Below are 17,294 nucleotides of genomic sequence, written 5' to 3'. Positions count from 1 at the left end.
GGGGCCGCATCGTGGGGAGCGGCCCCGGACGGGGTCAGGCCGCGCGGCTGGTCTCGTAGTCGGCGGGGTCGAAGCGGCGTGTCTTCCAGCGGTAGAGGACCGTGGCGCCCGGCCAGTTGTTGGTGATGCGGCCCGAGGCGTTGCGGTACCAGCTGGAGCAGAAGTTCCAGGGGGTGTCCTTCAGGCGTTTCTGTAGCCAATCGTCCCAGCGCTGTTCGGTTTCCGGGCGGGCGGACAGGCCCCGGCCGGGGTTTTCGCGCAGGTATTCGACGGCCTGGCGGATGTAGCGGGCCTGCGCTTCCAGCATGTAGACGATGGAGCCGGAGCCGACGTTGGTGTTCGGGCCGTACATCATGAACAGGTTGGGGAATTCCGGTACCGAGACGCCGAGGTAGGCGCGGGCGCCTTCGGCGGCCCAGGTGTCGGCGAGTTTGCGGCCACCCGCGCCGTAGATGTTCATGGGGGCGAGGAATTCGGTGCCCTTGAAGCCGGTGCCGTAGATGATGACATCGACTTCGTGGTGGATTCCGTCGGCGGTGCGCACGCCCGTGGGGGTGATCTCGGTGATGGGGTTGGTCTCCACGGTGACGTTCGGCCGGCTCAGGGCGGGGAAGTAGTCGTTGGAGAAGAGGGCGCGTTTGCAGCCGGGGGCGTAGTCGGGGGTGAGTTTCTCGCGCAGGATCGGGTCGGGGACCTGGCGGGTGCGGTGGGCGTCGGCGACCTTCACCACAGGGGCCTGGATGCCCTGGAGGTCGGTGAGGGCCAGGGCCATGACCTCGAAGAACATCCACCAGCCGAAGCGTTCGGCCCAGCGGACCGGCGGAATGTACTTGAACACGGCGTGGTGGCGGGGGGCGTAGGCGGCGTCGGCCTTGGGCAGGACCCACGCGGCGGAACGCTGGAAGAGCGTGAGGTGTTCGGTGAGCGGCTGGATACGGGGGATGTACTGGATGGCGCTGGCGCCGGTGCCGATACAGGCGACGCGTTTACCGGTGAGGTCGATCGCGTGGTCCCATTCGGCGGAATGAAACGCCGGTCCGGCGAAGGTGTCGATACCGGGGATGTTCGGCATGGCGGGGCGGGAGAGCTGGCCGACGGCGGAGATCAGGACGTCGGCGGTGAGCTGTTCGCCGCCGGTGGTGCGGATCTGCCACTTCGCGGTGGTCTCGTCGTATTCGGCGTCGCTGATCTCGGTGCCGAAACGGATGTGGCGTTGCAGATCGTATTTGCCGACCACGCGGCGCATGTAGTCGTGGATATCGGCCTGCTCGGAGAAGCGGCGGGGCCAATCGGAGCGCGGTTCGAAGGACCACGAGTACAGCGGGGACGGGACATCGCAGGCCGCGCCGGGGTAGGTGTTCTCGCGCCATACGCCGCCGAAGTCCTGCGCGCGCTCGAGGATGGCGAAATCTTTCACTCCGGAACGCAGGAGCTCCAGTCCCATACCGAGCCCACCGAACCCGGCCCCGATGATGATGATCGACGGCGATGTCATGTGCTCAGGGTAGGTCGGGCGGCGGTGCCGCCGAAGAGAACGACGGTCAGTGAATCGAGATTTCCGGCCACGAAATCAGGCCGCGGAGGCGATGCCCGTGCATATGTAAGCGAGCGCTCGCCAGGCCCGGCGGTTTCCGCCTGAACGGGTGAAACCGGTGGTCCACGGGCTTTTGAACTGCGAGTATTTGTCCTATCAATGGGTCGCGAACCGGGTTCGTGTCTCGTTTGGATGTCATTTCGTTATCTGACTTGGCAGCGGGCCGGAATCCCCGTTATCACAGTGGAGTGCTCGGCGGCGATGGCGCAGTGCCGGTGGCCCGCAGGGGGCGTCGCGGGCATTGCGTTCCATCCCGCCGTCCGGCGCCGATCATCGGTTCGCCTCTTCTCCGCGCTGAGCAGCGCCCCCGGTGAATCCACCCGGTTTCTGTCTACCTTCACCGCGCCCGGCTACTGCACGGTACTGTTCGGCGGTGTGTGATGTGAGTCATGTCCGTTCCTGTGTCTCACAGGAGCGTGACCCGGACGCACCGCGCGACCGTCCGCCGCCCAGATGAGTTAGGGGTATTTCCGATGTTGAGCACCATGATGGACGACCAGCTGTCATTGGCCACGCTGCTGCGCTACGCGTCCACCTTCGTCGGCGATTCCACGGTGTCCACCTGGACCGGGGACGGGGTGCGCACCATGACCTACCGCGAGGTCGGGGCCGACTCGGCCCGGCTGGCCAACGCGCTCACCGACCTGGGTATCGGCGAAGGCGACCGGGTCGGCACGTTCATGTGGAACAACAACGAGCATTTCGTGGCCTATATCGCGATCCCGGCCATGGGAGCGGTGCTGCACGCGCTGAACATCCGCCTCTCGGCGGAGCAGTTGATCTTCGTGGCCAACCATGCCGAGGACCAGGTGGTGCTGGTCGACTCCAGTCTGGTGCCGATGTTCGCCCAGTACCTGCCGCATCTGAAAACGGTCCGGCATGTGATCGTGGTGAACGGTGACGCCGCGTCGCTGGCCGCGCCCGAAGGCGTCACCGTGCACGATTACACCGAGCTGCTGGCGAAATACCCTGCCGAATTCGACTTTCCGGTGCTGGACGAGCGCTCGCCGTCGTCGATGTGCTACACCTCCGGCACCACCGGCGATCCGAAAGGGGTCGTCTACTCCCATCGGTCCAACTGGCTGCACGCCATGCAGGCCACCACGCCCTCGTCGATGGGCACGCGCAATGACGACACCATGCTCGCGATCGTGCCGCTGTTCCACGCCAATGCCTGGGGGTTGCCCTACGCGGCGCTGCTGACCGGGGCGAACCTGCTGATGCCCGACCGGTTCCTGCAGCCCGTGCCGCTGCTGGAAATGATGGCGGTGGTGAAACCCACCTTCGCGGCGGCGGTGCCGACCATCTGGGGCGGGGTGCTGGCCGCGCTGGACGCTCATCCGCAGGACATCACGCATCTGCGTTCGGTGGTGGTGGGTGGCTCGGCCGCGCCGCCGTCGATGATGAAGGCGTTCGAGCAGAAGCACGGGGTGCGGGTGATCCACGCCTGGGGAATGACCGAGACCTCGCCGCTGGGCAGTGTGGCGCAGCCGCCGCAGGGAGTGACCGAGGACGAGGCCTGGGCCTACCGGGTCACCCAGGGGCGGTTCCCGGCCGGGGTGCAGGCCCGTCTGGTGGGCGACGACGGGAACGTGGTGCCCAATGACGGCACCTCCCTGGGCGAGGTCGAGGTCCGCGGGCCGTGGATCACCGGCTCTTACTATTCACCCGACGGGGTGGAGGTGGACCCCGGCAAATTCGACGACGGGTGGTTGCGCACGGGGGATGTGGGCAAGATCAGCCCGGACGGCTACCTGACGCTGGTCGACCGGTCCAAGGATGTGATCAAGTCCGGCGGTGAGTGGATCTCCTCGGTGGATCTGGAGAACGCGGTGATGGGTCATCCCGCGGTGGCCGAGGCGGCGGTGATCGGTATTCCCGACGAGAAGTGGGACGAGCGTCCGCTGGTGGCGATCGTGGCGGCCGAGGGTGTGTCGGTGGAACCGGCGGAGCTGCGCGAATTCCTCGCGGAACGTTTCGCGAAATGGCAGCTGCCGGAGTACTGGACCTTCATCGCCGAGGTGCCCAAGACCAGCGTCGGCAAGTTCGACAAGAAACGGTTGCGAGCACAGCACGCGGACGGGGAGTTGATCGTCACGACCGTGCACTGAGGGTCGGCGGTCCGGGCCGATATCCGCGGCCGGGTCGCCGGCCGGATGCGGGGTCCCCGGCGCGGATTCGCGCCGGGGACCTGCCGGATCAGCAGTTGCGCAGTTCCGGGCTCTGGTTGAGCAATTGGTTGCGGGGGCTGATGAAGCGGCTGTAGGTTTCACCGCCGACCGCCGACAGGGGGAACGCCGCCACCCGGTGGCAGTTCTGGAACGCCAGTTTGACGCCGAAGTGCCGTTCCAGGCCACCCCGGATGGCATCCGAGGCCAGGGCGCGCAGCAGCTGACCGCGTGCCGTCTCGTCCGGCGGGGCCACTTCGTTGTCGGCGAATTCCGCGGTGCCGGACCCGAGTTCGCCGGCGACGCGACTGACGACCTCCCACGCGTAGGGCAGCGAGTTGCGGACGCATTCGACGAATTCGGCGTCGGTGACATCACCGCGCTCGGCACGTTCCAGTAGAGCGGTGGGGACATCTAGGGACACGGCGACCTCCTGGGTCAACTGGTCTTGCAACTGATGGTGCGGAAACCCGCGTGCAGATCTGCCGGGCCGAGTCTAATCGAAATTGGTTGTCAATAGCAGTGGATTGGTCGTGAAAGTCGTTCGTGGGGCGGTGCTTTGGCGGTAGCGGGTCCATTGCTGTCTCGGTAACCCGCGGCGTGGTGCGTGCGGGACGACCGCTGTCGGGGGCGGTGTGCGGGGTTTGCCGGGGGGTGACCGCCTCGTGTGGGGGTCGGTAGGAGAACCTCGCAAATATTACGAAAAAGACATCGTTCACAACAGGAGGCGCGGACTGCATTACCCCGTTTGAGCTGGTAATTAACAGAAAAGGTTGCGATTCGATCACGGGCCGGTAGAGTTACCGTCACAACGGATGCCGAAACGTTACGTTTATCCGGCTCGAGTAGCTGGATCCGTGCACGGCGTTCGACCCTGATGACCGGATAGCGAGGACGGACCTTTGGCGCACCATCGACTAGGCCCCAGCTCCATCACCGTTATGAGCCTTGTCGGTGACGATGTGCAGGTCCGCCCCCGCCGCCACCGCGCCGCCGCCACCGCGGCCGAAAAGGTCCGCGCCGCCGCCGGGGCCGCTGTCGCCGCCGGCGCGCTGATCGGTACCGCTTCCCAGATCGCTCCCGCCATCGCCTACGCGACGCCGTTACTGCCCGGAAGCGGCGACGACGAGGCGGTGAAGGCCGAACCGGTCACGCCCACCGCGGACTCCTCGCCCGCGTCCGCCGCGCGGATGGCACAGGCCGCGCCGGTCGCCGATACACAGCCCGCACCGGCCCAGGCCGCCCCGATCGCCGCACCCGCGCCGGTGGCCGCCCCGTTCGGCCTGCAGAATCTGCCGCCCGAGGTCGCCGCCCCGCTGACCCAGGCCGAGCAGACGCTGAAGCAATTGCATCAGCAACTGGCCCCCGCCGCCGCGGTGCGGCCGGTCGCCGGCGTCGTCAGCTCCACCTATGGCAGCCGGTGGGGCGCCATGCACTACGGTATCGACTTCGCCGATACACTCGGCGCGCCGATCAAATCGGTTGCCTCCGGCACGGTGGTCGAGGCCGGTCCGGCCTCCGGATTCGGAATGTGGGTCCGGGTCCTGCACGACGACGGCACCACCGGCGTCTACGGGCACGTCAACGATATCTACGTCAGCGAAGGGCAGCGGGTGAACGCGGGTGATGTGATCGCCACCGTGGGAAACCGCGGGCAATCCACCGGCCCCCATCTGCATCTGGAGATCTGGGACCAAGGTGGTAACAAAATCGATCCGATGACCTGGATGGTGTCCAAGGGGGTGCCGCTGGAGTGGGGACCCTCGCACTGAGATCGACAGAATCGCTCGACCGCCCGATCCTTGCCACCCCCACGGGATTGCAGGCCGAATTGCGGACCCCCGGTGTGACCGAACTGGCCGATATCTTCGAACCCGACTCGATCCACGGCCGGGTGTACGCGGCGCTGGTGCAGCGGCCGCGGTCGGGCCTCGCCGATATCGCCCGGCACACCGCACTGTCCGAGGCCGTGGTCGAGAACGCGCTCGACGATCTGTGCGGGCTGCGTGCGGTGATCCGCCTCACCGAGCCCGACGGCACCCCGCGCTGGGACGCCCACGCGCCGGAATCGTTGTCCGAGGCCGAGGCTCGGCGGCGGCGCCAGGAGATCAGCACCATGCACGCGGCCGCGGCCCGGCTCAGTGAGACCTTCCGTTCCGTCCGGCGCTCGCAGGGTTGGAACGGGGTGATCTCGCCGGTCTTCGAACGGGCCGAACTGCTCGCCGACTTCGAGGCACTGCACGCCAATGCCGACAGCTCGGTGAAAATGGTCGAGCGCAGCCCGCATATCAGCGATCCCGAACGCGACAGCCGGATCGCCGAACTCAAACAGACCCGGATGGCCGAGGGTGTGCGATACCGGATCCTCTACCAGGACACGATCTATCAGGACGCGGACCGGCTGCGGCACACTCTGGCCACCAACGCCCGGGGCGCGCAGGCACGTACGCTGCCCGATCCGCCGTTCAAGTTGATCATCGCCGACGACGAACGCGCCAGCCTGGTGCTGCACACCGACGAACGCCGGCCCGACCCGATGGCGCTGCGGATCAACGGATCACCGCTACTGGATATGTTGATCCGCAGTTTCGATGTGCTGTGGACCCTGTCCGCGCCGATCTCGGTGCAGCCGGAAGCCGACGAACTCGACGAACGCGACCGCGCGATCCTCACCATGATGGGGATGGGCGCGACCGACGATACGATCGCTCGCCGGCTCGGTATGTCGCGGCGCACGGTGGTCCGGCGCACCGCCCGGCTGCTGGAGCGGCTCGGCGCCAGCACCCGCTTCCAGGCCGGGGTGCAGGCGATCCGGCGCGGCTGGTTGTGAACCCGTACATCGGCCGGGTGCGGGCGGCGACGTCCGGGCCCGTTCGTCCGGCGTAGCCACTCGACCCGAACGGCGGCAACGTCCCGCCGGGGCGTGACGGCCACCCGGTGCTGGGTCGTTCCCCGGGCGGCGACCCGGGGCGCTCCCGAATATGATGGCCACACCGCGCCGGCCCCGGTCCATATGCCCTTCCACCCCCGCAGGGTATGTAGGGGGCCGGGACCTGGCTCGATGCGAGAGGTGAACGCACCCGAATGCACACTGCCCGCCGTCCTTTTGTCGGTAGTCGACGGCGTCGTTCGGGAAGCCCGCTGTTCGCCCAGCTGCTGACCGCCGCCGTCGAATCCGCCGCCACCGAGGTGGCGATCCGCTTCAACCCCACGGGTGACCCCGCCCACCAGCGCGAGATCACCTACCAGGAGTTGGACGAAGGATCCTCACGACTGGCCCGGGAACTGATCGAGCGCGGAATCGGACCGGGCGATGTGGTGGCGATCGGGCTCGCGCGCAGCCCCGAATCCGTGCTCGCGGTCTGGGCGATCGCGAAAACCGGGGCCGCCCATGTGCCGATCGACCCCGGTATGCCCGGCGACCGGATCGACCGGATCGCCGCCGGTTCGGGAGCCGCTCTCGGTCTGACCACTTCGCGGTACCGATCCGCGCTCGGCCGGTCCCTGTACTGGATGGAACTCGACGATCCGGTGCAGGCCGAACGGATCGCGCGCCGGGCGCGGCATCCCATCTCCTACGCCGACCGGGTGCGGATGCTCGACGCGCGCCATCCCGCCTATATCGCCTACACATCCGCTCCGGACGGGGAGCACACCGGTGTGGTGGTCCCGCACAGCGCACTGGCCCCGGTGGTCGCGGCCGTAACAGATCGGTACGGCATCACCAGCGATTCCCGGGTGGCCCATATGTGCGCACCGGATGTCGATGTCTCGGTGCTGGAACTGTTGCTGGCCTTCACCTCCGGTGCCACGCTGGTGCTCGTCCCCGCGGGCACACCGGACGGGCGGAGCCGCACCGACCTGCTGGCCCGGGAACAGGTCACCCATATACTCGCGACCCCGGCGGCATTGACCTCCGTGGACCCGGCGGGGCTCACCGATGTACAGGTCGTCGCCATCGGCGGCGGGTGCGATTTCGAACCGATCGGCCGCTGGGCGCGCAAGCCGAACCTCGTCACCGGCTACGGCCGCACCGAGGCCGGTGTCATCGCGACCGGACCGGGTACGACGGCGCCGGGGGCGCCGATCACGCTCGGTGCCGCCCTGCACGAGTCCGGTGTCCTCGTTCTCGACGCCCGGTTGCGGCCGGTGCCCACCGGGGTGGTGGGTGAGCTCTACCTGTCCGGGCCGGCGCTGGCGCACGGGTACCTCGGGCAGCGCGGCCTCACAGCGCAGCATTTCCTCGCCGCGCCCTTCGGCGCCGAACTCGGCCGGCCCGGTGCCCGTATGTACCGCACCGGCGATCTGGTACGGCGGATCGTCACATCTCGCGGTGAAGAGATCGAATACCTGGGCCGCAGCGGTTCACAGGTGAACGGATGGGGAGAGGATCCGCAGACTTCGAGCGGTGAGCTCGACCGGGGTGCGCGGCCGGAGCGTTCGCCCGGGTTCGCGGCGGGCCCGGTCTCACCGACTCCGGCGGACCGGCCGGAGCACGAAGCTCTGTCCGCGAGTGCGCGCGGACCGGCGCCCGTCCACGTGCCCGGTCACGGTGGCCCCCGTGAAGGCAGGCGCGTGCCCGGTCCGGCGGGGGCCTCTCCGGCTTCGGGCCACGAGGCCGAGCGCGCGATCCTGCCGGATCGCGGACGCGGGATCGGACGCGGAGAGGTCCCGGAGGCTTCGGCCGCGGAGTCGGGTCGGGTTGTGCTGCCGAGGTCTTCACGCGGGCTCGGGGGCGGTGAGGTGCCGCCTCCTTCGAACGCCGAGTTCGATCGAGGTCTGCTGCCGGAATCTTCGCGTGGGGGCGCGGATGTAGAGGTCCCGGCTGAATCGGCCGACGTGGCCGAACGTGGTGTGTTGCCGCAGCGTTCGCGTGGGCTCGGGGGAGGGGCGCCGCGGCCTTCGGCCGACGTGGCCGAACATGGTGTGTTGCCGCAACGTGCGCGTGGGCTCGGGGGAGGGGTACCGCAGGCTTCGGCCGACGTGGCCGAACATGGTGTGTTGCCGCAACGTGCGCGGGACTTGGGTGTGGTGCTGCCGCAGGCTTCGGCCGACGTGGCCGAACGTGGTGTATCGCCACAGCGTTCGCGTGGGCTCGGGAGAGAGTTGCCGCAGGCTTCGGCCGACGTGGTCGAACGTGGTGTGTCGCCGGAGCGTTCGCGTGGGCTCGGGGGGGAGGTGCCGCAGGCTTCGGCCGACGTGGCCGAACGTGAGGCGCCGCCGGAACGTTCGCGTGGGCTCGGGGGAGGGGCGATGCGGGAATCTGCCTCTGGCCGGGGGGTTCGTGAGGCGCCGCCGGATCGAGTCCGAGAGTTCGAGTTCGGAGCCCCACCTCGACACGGAAGCCCGGGGCGCGGTGAGGTTTCGCAGCATCGGGACACCGCACTGGAACGGAGTGCGCTGCCGCAACGTGGGCGTGGGTTCGCGGGGGAAACCGTCGCGCCTGCCGTGACGAACGCGTCGGTGCGCGATACGCGGCCCGGATCCGGCCGCGCCGACGGGGCGGGGACGGGCCTCTCGCCTGCGGCCCACGCGTTCGAGCACGAGGCGCCACCGGACAACTGGCGCGGTTTCAGGGGAGAAACGGTTGCGCCGGGTCCGGGGCAACTCCGGCAACCGGCGCATGGGGATGCGCGCGGGGTCGGGCAGCGGGAAACTCCGCCGATCCCGGCCGACGGTGTCGGTGCCGTGCCGCCGACTCCGATCCTGGCCGAGTATCTGGTGGGGGGCGTACATCCCGGTTTCGCGCAGACGGCGGTGCTGGCGTTGCCGGAGGGAATCGACCGGGCCTGGACGGCGACGGTCCTCGGTGCCGTGGTGGAGCGGCACGATATGTTGCGGGCGCGGCTGGTGGCTGCGGACGGGCAGTACCGGTGGGAAGTCCCCGACAGCGGGCCTGTCGGGGAGAGCCGCCTGCTCGCCGAGGTCGAGGTACCCGCGGGGACCCGTCCGGCCGAGGTCGTCGCGCTCGCCGGTTCGGCGATGGAAACGACCGTGGCGCGCCTGGATCCGCTCGGTGGCCGGATGGTCGCCGCGACCCGGTTGTGCCGTCCGGGCGCCCGCGACGCACTGCTGCTCGCCGTGCACCACTATGTGGTCGACAGTGCGTCCTGGCAGATCCTCCTGGCGGATCTGGCCCGGGCCTGGGCGCAGGTGGCCGGTCGGCGGCGTCCCGAGCTGCCCGCTGTCACCACGTCGTTCCGGCGCTGGGCGCAGGCGGCGACCGAACCCGTCCCGCCGCCGGAACGCGACACCGCGCTCGCCCGGTGGCGGAAGGTGCTGTCCACCCCGGACCCGCTGCTGGGCGCGCGGGCGATCGACCCCACCGTCGATACCCACGCGTCGATGCACCGATTCGCGGTGGAGGTGCCGGGGGATATCGCCGAGGTGGTGGTGACCGAAGTACCGGCGCTGTACCGGATGACTTCCGAAGGTGCGCTGCTGGCCGCGCTCGCTCTGGCGGTGCGGAACTGGCGGTCCCGGCGCGGAGTGGACTGCGCGACCACCCGGGTCCGGCTGTACGGCGACGGGCGCGCGGAATCGCTACTGCCCGGCGCGGATCTCACCCGTACCGTCGGCTGGTTCGATACGGCATACCCGGTGGCCCTTGATCTCGGCGATATCGATCCCCGGGCCGCGCTGGCCGCGGGCCCGGTGACCGCCGCACTGCTGCGATCGGTGAAGGAACAACTGGTGGCTATTCCCCGGCCGCTGGGATTCGGGTCGCTGCGCAGCTCGGCCCCCGGGGAATTCGAACCTCCCGTGGCACAGATCGGTTTCGCTTGCGCGGGCCGGTTCGCCGCCGACGGCGTAGGACCCGGTAACGACGAGACATCCTGGCAGCCCATCGGGGAACTCGGTGGGTTCGCGACCGCGTTCGACCCGGATATGCCGGCGGAGACGGTGATAGATATCGAAGCCGTCGTCGGCGGCGACGGCCGGATCACGGCCTCGTTCGCCTACGCCGTCGATATCGTCGACGAGCCGGCGGTCCGGGAGCTGGCCGACGAATGGCTGGCCGCGGTCAACGCCATCGCCCGGCATATCGCCGATCCGGCGGCCGGGGGCCTGACTCCTTCGGATCTGCCGCTGGTCCGGGTGGGGCAGCGAGAGCTCGACACCTGGCGCGCGGAGCATCCGGGCCTGATCGATGTGCTGCCGCTCGCACCGCTGGGCGCGGGGTTGTTCTTCCATTCCCAGTTCACGGTGGGTGGTCCCGACGACTATGTGATGTTGTTCGCCGTCGAGCTCGGGGGCGTCATTGATCTGGACCGGTTGCACCGGGCCGCGCAGGGGCTGGTCGACCGGCATCCGGTCCTGCGCACCGCGTTCGTCACGGCCGCGGACGGGGTGCCGGTGCAGTTGGTGACCGAACCCGTCACCGTGCCGTGGCGGGTGGCCGACGATGTCGGCGACTACGAGATCCCGGAACTGCTGGAGACCGAGCGGCTCACCCGGTTCGCCCTGGACACCGCGCCGCTGCTGCGGGTGACGGTGTATCGCACGGTTTCCGGCCGCACGCATCTCGTGCTGGCCGCTCACCAGCTGCTCTTCGACGGCAGGTCGGCGCCGATACTGCTGGACGATCTGCTGACCCTCTATGCCCGCCACGGCGACCCCGCGGCGTTACCGCCGCCCCCGGCCTACCGTGACTATCTGCAGTGGCTGGCGCGACAGGACACCGCGGCCGGCCGGGCCCGCTGGGCGGATGCGCTACGGGGTGCCCGGCCGACCGCACTCGCTCCGGTGCTGGCCCCGCCCACCGAGCCGGGAACCGGTATGGGGAAAGTCGATCTCGCGCTCGGCGACGCCCAGACCGCCGCCATGGCGGCGTACGCGGCCGAGGCCGGCGTGCCGGTCGAAACCGTGGTCCAGGCGCTGTGGGCACTGCTGCTGGCGGGACTGACCGGACGCCGGGACATCGTGTTCGGGGCCGTGGTCTCCGGTCGCCCCGCCGGGCTGAGCGGGGTGGACCGGATGGCTGGTCTGTTCGCCAATACCGTCCCCGTCCGAGTGTGTTTCGAGCCCGGCTGGACGGTGCGGGATCTGCTGATCCGTATCCGCTCCGAACAGCATGCGCTGCGTGATCATCACTATCTGAGCGCCGCCGATACCGCGCCGGGGGCGGCGGGCCTCTTCGACACCCTGCTGATTTACGACCTGCGCCCGGCGGGCGCGGCGCGATGGCCCACTGCCGGCGATATCGACGGGCTCGAGGTGACGGAGCCGACCTGCCATGCCTTCACCCACTACCCGGTGACGCTGGTGGCGGAGTCGGCGGACCGGCTGCTGCTGCGGCTGTGGTACCGGCGCGAACGCATCGCCGAATCCGCGGCCGGTGCCCTCTCCGTATTACTGCACGCCCTCGTGGGCCAGCTGCTGGCGGTGCCCGCGGAACTCGGGCCGACTCCGGCCGCGGATTGGTGGCGGGCTCCGGGCACGCTCGTCGGCCGCGCCGAGCTGCCCGCCGATCGGCCGCGCCCGGCCGCCCGTTCCGGACGCTGCGGCCAGGTGACGCGGGAGCTGAGTATCGACCTGCTCGATTCGCTCAACGATATCGCGACGCATCAGGAGACGACCGGCTTCACCGTGATACAGGCGGCGCTGGCCATTCTGCTGGCCCGGTTGTCGGGGCATCGGGATATCGCGGTCGGTGCGTTCAGCACCCAGCACGCCGGGGGCGGGTTGTCGGTATTGCACACCGATCTGGATCCGGCGCTGCGCTTCGACGAACTACTCGACACCGCCCGGCTCGCGGGTGGGGCGCTCTTCGAGACCGGTGGTCATGGCACCGAACGGCTGGGCCAGCTGATCGATACCGTGCGCACCGCCGCCGGGCAACCGCCGTTCCGGGTCCTGCTCGCCACCACCGATGCGCCCGCCCGCCTGCCGGATATGCTCGACCTGCGTGTGGACCTGCTGGACACCGGCGCCGAGGCGCGGCTGACCTTCACCTACACCAGCGACCTGTTCGACGCGCCCACGCTCGGTGATCACGCGGACCGGTTGCTGCGCATCCTGAACGCCGTAGCCGCCGACCCGCACCGGATCGTGGGCGATATCGATCTGCTGGCGCCCGGCGAACGCGATCTGGTACTGCGGGAATGGAACAGCGGTGGGGTCCCGGTGCCCGCGGTGACGCTGGTCGATCTCATCGAGGCGCAGGCCCGGCGGCGGCCGCGGTCTCCGGCCGTCCGGTCCGGTGGGGTCGTGCTGAGTTTCGCGGAACTGCTGAGCCGGTCGTATCAGGTGGCACGCACCCTTATCGCCGCCGGGGCGGGCCCGGAGAGCCTGGTGGCCGTGGCGGTGCCGCGGACCGAGGAGTTGCCGGTCGCGCTGCTGGGTGTGCTGCTATCCGGTGCCGGCTATCTACCGATCGACACCGCCTACCCGCGCAAGCGGCTGGAGGCCGTTCTCGCCGACGCCGGTCCGGCCGTTGTCCTCACCACCGCTGCCGAACGTGACGCGCTGCCCACCGTGGACGCGCCGGTGATCCTGCTCGCCGAGACCGTGCACCGTTCCACCGAACCGGTCACCGATGCCGAGCGCCGGGCCCCGCTGCGCCCCGACAACGTGGCCTATGTCGTCCATACCTCCGGTTCCACCGGTGCCCCCAGGGCCGTGGCCGTCGCGCACCGCAGCGTGGTGGAACTTTTCGCCAACACCCAGCTGCTGTTCGAATTCGACGACACCGATGTGTGGACCCTGTTCCATTCGATCGCCTTCGACTTCTCGGTGTGGGAACTGTGGTGCTCGCTGGCCAGTGGTGGTTCGGTGGTGGTGGTCGACCGCCCGACCGCCGGCTCACCCGAACAGTTCCGGGACCTGCTCATCCGCGAACGGGTCACTGTGCTCAACCAGACACCGTCGGCGTTCTATCGACTCGCTGAGGCCGACCGGCTCGCCCACGGCACCGGCGCGCTCGCCCTGCGCTATGTGGTGTTCGGCGGTGAGGCGCTGGATCTGCGCCGGCTGCGAAGCTGGTACGAACGGCACGGCGGACCCGAAACAGACGGTCCGTGGCTGGTGAACATGTACGGCCTCACCGAGACCACTGTGCACGCCTCTTTTCTGGCACTCGACGAGAAACTGGTGGACAACCCGGCCGGCGTGATCGGCCGGGCGCTGCCCGGTCTGGACGCGTTCGTGCTCGACGAGCGCCTGCACCCGGCGCCGGTCGGCGTACCGGGAGAGATCTATGTGTCGGGGCGGCAGCTGACCCGCGGCTATGCGGGTAGTCCGGGCGCCACCGCCACCCGGTTCGTGGCCGACCCGTTCGGTGCGCCGGGGTCACGGATGTACCGCAGTGGTGATATCGGCCGCTGGGCCGCCTTCGGTGGCCGCGCCGAGCTGGAATACGCCGGTCGCGGAGACGCGCAGGTGCAGTTGCGGGGGTTCCGGGTCGAACTCGGTGAGGTCGAGGCAGCCCTGCTGCGCTGCCCGGGGGTCGGCCGGGCGGTGGCGCTGGTACGTACCGACGAGCTGGCCGGAGACAGGCTGCTCGGTTACGTGGTGGCCGCCGCGGAGCACGAAGTCGTTCTCGATCCGGGGCTGTTGCGTGAGCAGGTGGCCGAAATACTGCCCGCGTATATGGTTCCCGAGACCCTGGTCGTGGTCGAGGAGTTGCCGTTGACCACGCACGGGAAGGTCGACCGGTACGCGCTACCGGTTCCGCCGGTGACCGGCCGGGCGCCTTACGCCGCTCCGGCGGGGCGGGTGGAAACCGTGGTGGCGGGGGTGTTCGCCGATCTGCTCGGCGCCGAAAATATCGGCGCCGACGACGATTTCTTCGCGCTCGGGGGTAATTCGCTGACCGCCACCCGTGCGGTGGCCCGGATCAACGAGGCGCTGTCGGCGCAGCTGGTGGTACGCGTGCTGTTCGAGGCGCCGACGGTGGCCGCGCTGGCCGCGCGGGTTGTTCCCGGGGTCGTCCCCCGGGTGGAGCGACCGATACTGGCGCGGGTCGATCGTCCCGACCGGATCCCACTGTCGCCGCGGCAATATCGGCTGTGGCCGGGTGATCGGCTCGTCCCGGATTCGGCGGTCCACAATATTTCGCTCGCCATCGGACTCGACGGGGCGCTCGATACGTCCGCGCTGCGCTACGCCCTCTCCGATGTCCTGGAACGGCACGAGGTACTGCGTACCCGCTATCCGGGTGACTCGGACGGACGGCCCTACCAGGAGATCCTGCCGGTGGCGCAGGCGTTGCGCGGGGGGCTGGAGTCGGAGACCACCGAAGACGCGCTCGGCCGGATCGGCGAACTGCTCGCGGCCGGTTTCGATGTCACCACACAGGTACCGGTACGCGGGCTGCTGCTCACCACTGGACCCGACCGGCATGTGCTGGCGCTGGTCGTGCACCGTATCGCCGCCGACGCGGCCTCGCTCGCGCCCCTGGCGCGAGATCTGATGACCGCGTATCTCGCCCGCGTCGGCGGGGAGTCGCCGCGCTGGTCACCGTTGCCGGTACAGTACGCCGACTACGCGATCTGGCAGGGCGCGGTGCTCGGGGAGGGGGCGCAGGAGAACTCCGTCGCGGCAGCGCAATCGGCATACTGGCGTGAGAAGTTGCGCGGGGTGATCGGGGAGCCGGAGCTGCCGCTGGACCGTCCGCGTCCGGCGATGCCCTCGATGCGCGGCGGCACCACGGGTTTCGCGGTGTCCGCCGAAGTGCACGAGGGATTGGACCGGCTCGCACGGGATCGCGGAGCCACGCTGTTCATGGTGATGCACGCCGCGGTGAGCGTACTGCTGCACCAGCTGACCGGCGCGGAAGACATCACCGTGGGCACCCCGGTCGCCGGCCGCGGAGAGCGGTCGCTCGACGACCTCGTCGGTATGTTCGCCAATACGCTCGCATTACGCGCACGCGTCGACAGCTCCCGGCCCTTCGCCGAATTGCTCGACGAGACACGGGAAACCGGTCTGTCCGCGTTCGACAATGCCGAAATCCCGTTCGAACAGGTCGTGGAAGTCGCGGCTCCGGAGCAGGCCATCGCGCGCAATCCGCTGTTCTCCGTACTGCTGACGGTGGACAACCACGACCGGGTCGCGCTGAAACTGCCGGGTCTGTCCGTGTGGTCGCTGGATTGCCGAGAGCTCACCGCCACATTCGATCTGCGAATAGATATCGACCCCGGCCGCGATGCCGACGGTGCGCCCGGCGATATACACGCCGTGCTGACCTACCCCACCGACCTCTTCGACGAGGAGACCGTGCGGTCCTTCGGCCGCCGGCTACGGCGGATCCTCACCGCGGTCGCCGCCGACCCGCTGCGGCCGGTAGGCGCTATCGAGTACGCGGAAGCCCCCGAACGTCCCCGCGCACTCGCCCCCGCCGAGCAATTGTTACCGGCCGCGGCCGCGGGAACCGCGCTCGCCCAGACTCTGAGCACCTCGGTGGAGGACGATCCGGAAGGTCCCGCGGTGGTATGTGGCGAGGCGGCGGTGAGCTATCGCGAACTCGACGCGCGGTCCTCACGACTGGCGCGGGTCCTGATCGCGCGCGGATACGGTCCGGGCACCGGCGTGGTGAGTGCGCTGGAACGCGGGGTGGATGCGGTGGTGGCGATCTGGGCGGTACTCAAGGCGGGCGCCACCCTTGTGCCGGCCGACGCTCTGGAGGTCGCGGCGGCAGCGGATCTGGCAGTCGCGGCCGGACTGGCCGTGGGCCGGGCCCCGGCCGTCCCGCACCTCGAATGGCTGCTGCTCGACGATCCGGAGATCGCCGCGGAGATCTCCGCGCAATCGCCGCGGCCGGTCACTCACGCGCACCGGGCGCGGCCGCTGCGCGGTAACGATCCGGCCGTGGTGGACGGTACCGGCCGGCAGGTGAGTTACGACCGGCTGGCCACCGCGGTGACCCGGGTGCAGACCGTCACCGGCCTGACCTACGAGGCCAGGACCTACCGTGCCGGCCGCGGTGACAGTCCGGCGGCGGTACTGGAAACCGTGGCCGCCGGTGCCGCGGGAGCTTCGGTGGTGGTGGTTCCGGAGGAGCACGCGACCCCCGCAGGTGAATGGATCACTCATCTGTGGTCCGACAGTGCCGGTCTGGAGGTACTCGACCCGGGCGAGCTGGAGGATCTGACCGCCCTCGTCCTCGACGAGGAGGACGAGCCGGGCACCGCCTGGTCCGGCGTCGAGACGGTGCTGGGTCTGGACACGCTATTGGGCTGACGGTGCGGGACGGCCGGTCTCCCGGGCGTTCGCGCAGGTCCGCCCATTCCCGCCGGGTAGGGAGCCGGGTTGTGTCGGCTCGGCGGATACGACCCGCAGTACCGCTCGCTGCGATTTCGAAGTAACGGTGAAGTGTTTCGGGCGGCCGGGCCGGGACGGGGTGCCGCGGGGTGTAGCTGTGCGCGGCCCCGACCGGTAACCTGCCGGGTGCCATACCGGGTACCGGCGCATTGTGGCAGGCTGCTGTCCAAGCTGCGGCACGGTAGGGCGCGGCGGTGAAGTGCGATAGGCAGGCGAGGCGGACAGATGGATGCGGTAGTCGGTCAGCGGTGTGACCACCTCCGGAGGGC

The 17,294-nt window shown here is 69.5% G+C and carries 6 protein-coding genes; 4 read left to right on the top strand and 2 right to left on the bottom strand.

Annotated features, from left to right (window positions below; genetic code table 11):
• Nucleotides 1-34: 34 nt before the first annotated feature.
• Entirely contained in the window at nucleotides 35-1,495 is a 1,461-nt protein-coding gene (locus NS4_RS22885) for a flavin-containing monooxygenase (RefSeq protein ID WP_063061561.1), read from the bottom strand.
• Nucleotides 1,496-2,067: 572 nt separating this feature from the next.
• Between NS4_RS22885 and NS4_RS22880 the strand changes: the two genes are divergently transcribed.
• The gene (locus NS4_RS22880) at nucleotides 2,068-3,705 is read left to right on the top strand and encodes a long-chain fatty acid--CoA ligase (protein WP_063061560.1); all 1,638 of its coding nucleotides are present in this window, start codon (nucleotides 2,068-2,070) and stop codon (nucleotides 3,703-3,705) included.
• Between the two features lie 88 nt (nucleotides 3,706-3,793).
• Here the strand turns inward: NS4_RS22880 and NS4_RS22875 are convergent, their stop codons facing one another.
• Nucleotides 3,794-4,186 (bottom strand): SCO5389 family protein, encoded by a 393-nt coding sequence (locus NS4_RS22875; RefSeq protein WP_039828431.1) that lies wholly within the window; start codon nucleotides 4,184-4,186, stop codon nucleotides 3,794-3,796.
• A 517-nt stretch (nucleotides 4,187-4,703) separates the two neighbouring features.
• On the opposite strand from NS4_RS22875, the gene NS4_RS22870 reads away from it, so the two are divergent.
• From NS4_RS22870 to NS4_RS22860, 3 genes are all read left to right on the top strand, one after another.
• A complete protein-coding gene (locus tag NS4_RS22870; protein WP_063061559.1) occupies nucleotides 4,704-5,534 on the top strand; it encodes a M23 family metallopeptidase in 831 nt (276 codons plus the stop codon).
• Between the two features lie 74 nt (nucleotides 5,535-5,608).
• Nucleotides 5,609-6,592: a LuxR C-terminal-related transcriptional regulator gene (locus NS4_RS22865; protein WP_063061617.1), complete on the top strand. Its 984-nt coding sequence runs from the start codon at nucleotides 5,609-5,611 to the stop codon at nucleotides 6,590-6,592.
• Nucleotides 6,593-6,846: 254 nt separating this feature from the next.
• Entirely contained in the window at nucleotides 6,847-16,944 is a 10,098-nt protein-coding gene (locus NS4_RS22860) for a non-ribosomal peptide synthetase (protein WP_063061558.1), read from the top strand.
• The last annotated feature ends 350 nt before the right edge of the window (nucleotides 16,945-17,294 follow it).

This window comes from Nocardia sienata NBRC 100364 (genome assembly GCF_001613205.1).
In the GTDB taxonomy this organism is placed as follows: Bacteria; Actinomycetota; Actinomycetes; order Mycobacteriales; family Mycobacteriaceae; genus Nocardia; species Nocardia sienata.
This window is presented reverse-complemented; position numbering and strand designations above follow the sequence as displayed.

Bases quoted from the DNA above. Each gene is read 5' to 3' on its own strand.
- NS4_RS22885 (WP_063061561.1), bottom strand. From the start codon at position 1,495: ATGACATCGCCGTCGATCATCATCATCGGGGCCGGGTTCGGTGGGCTC.
- NS4_RS22880 (WP_063061560.1), top strand. From the start codon at position 2,068: ATGTTGAGCACCATGATGGACGACCAGCTGTCATTGGCCACGCTGCTG.
- NS4_RS22870 (WP_063061559.1), top strand. From the start codon at position 4,704: ATGAGCCTTGTCGGTGACGATGTGCAGGTCCGCCCCCGCCGCCACCGC.
- NS4_RS22860 (WP_063061558.1), top strand. From the start codon at position 6,847: ATGCACACTGCCCGCCGTCCTTTTGTCGGTAGTCGACGGCGTCGTTCG.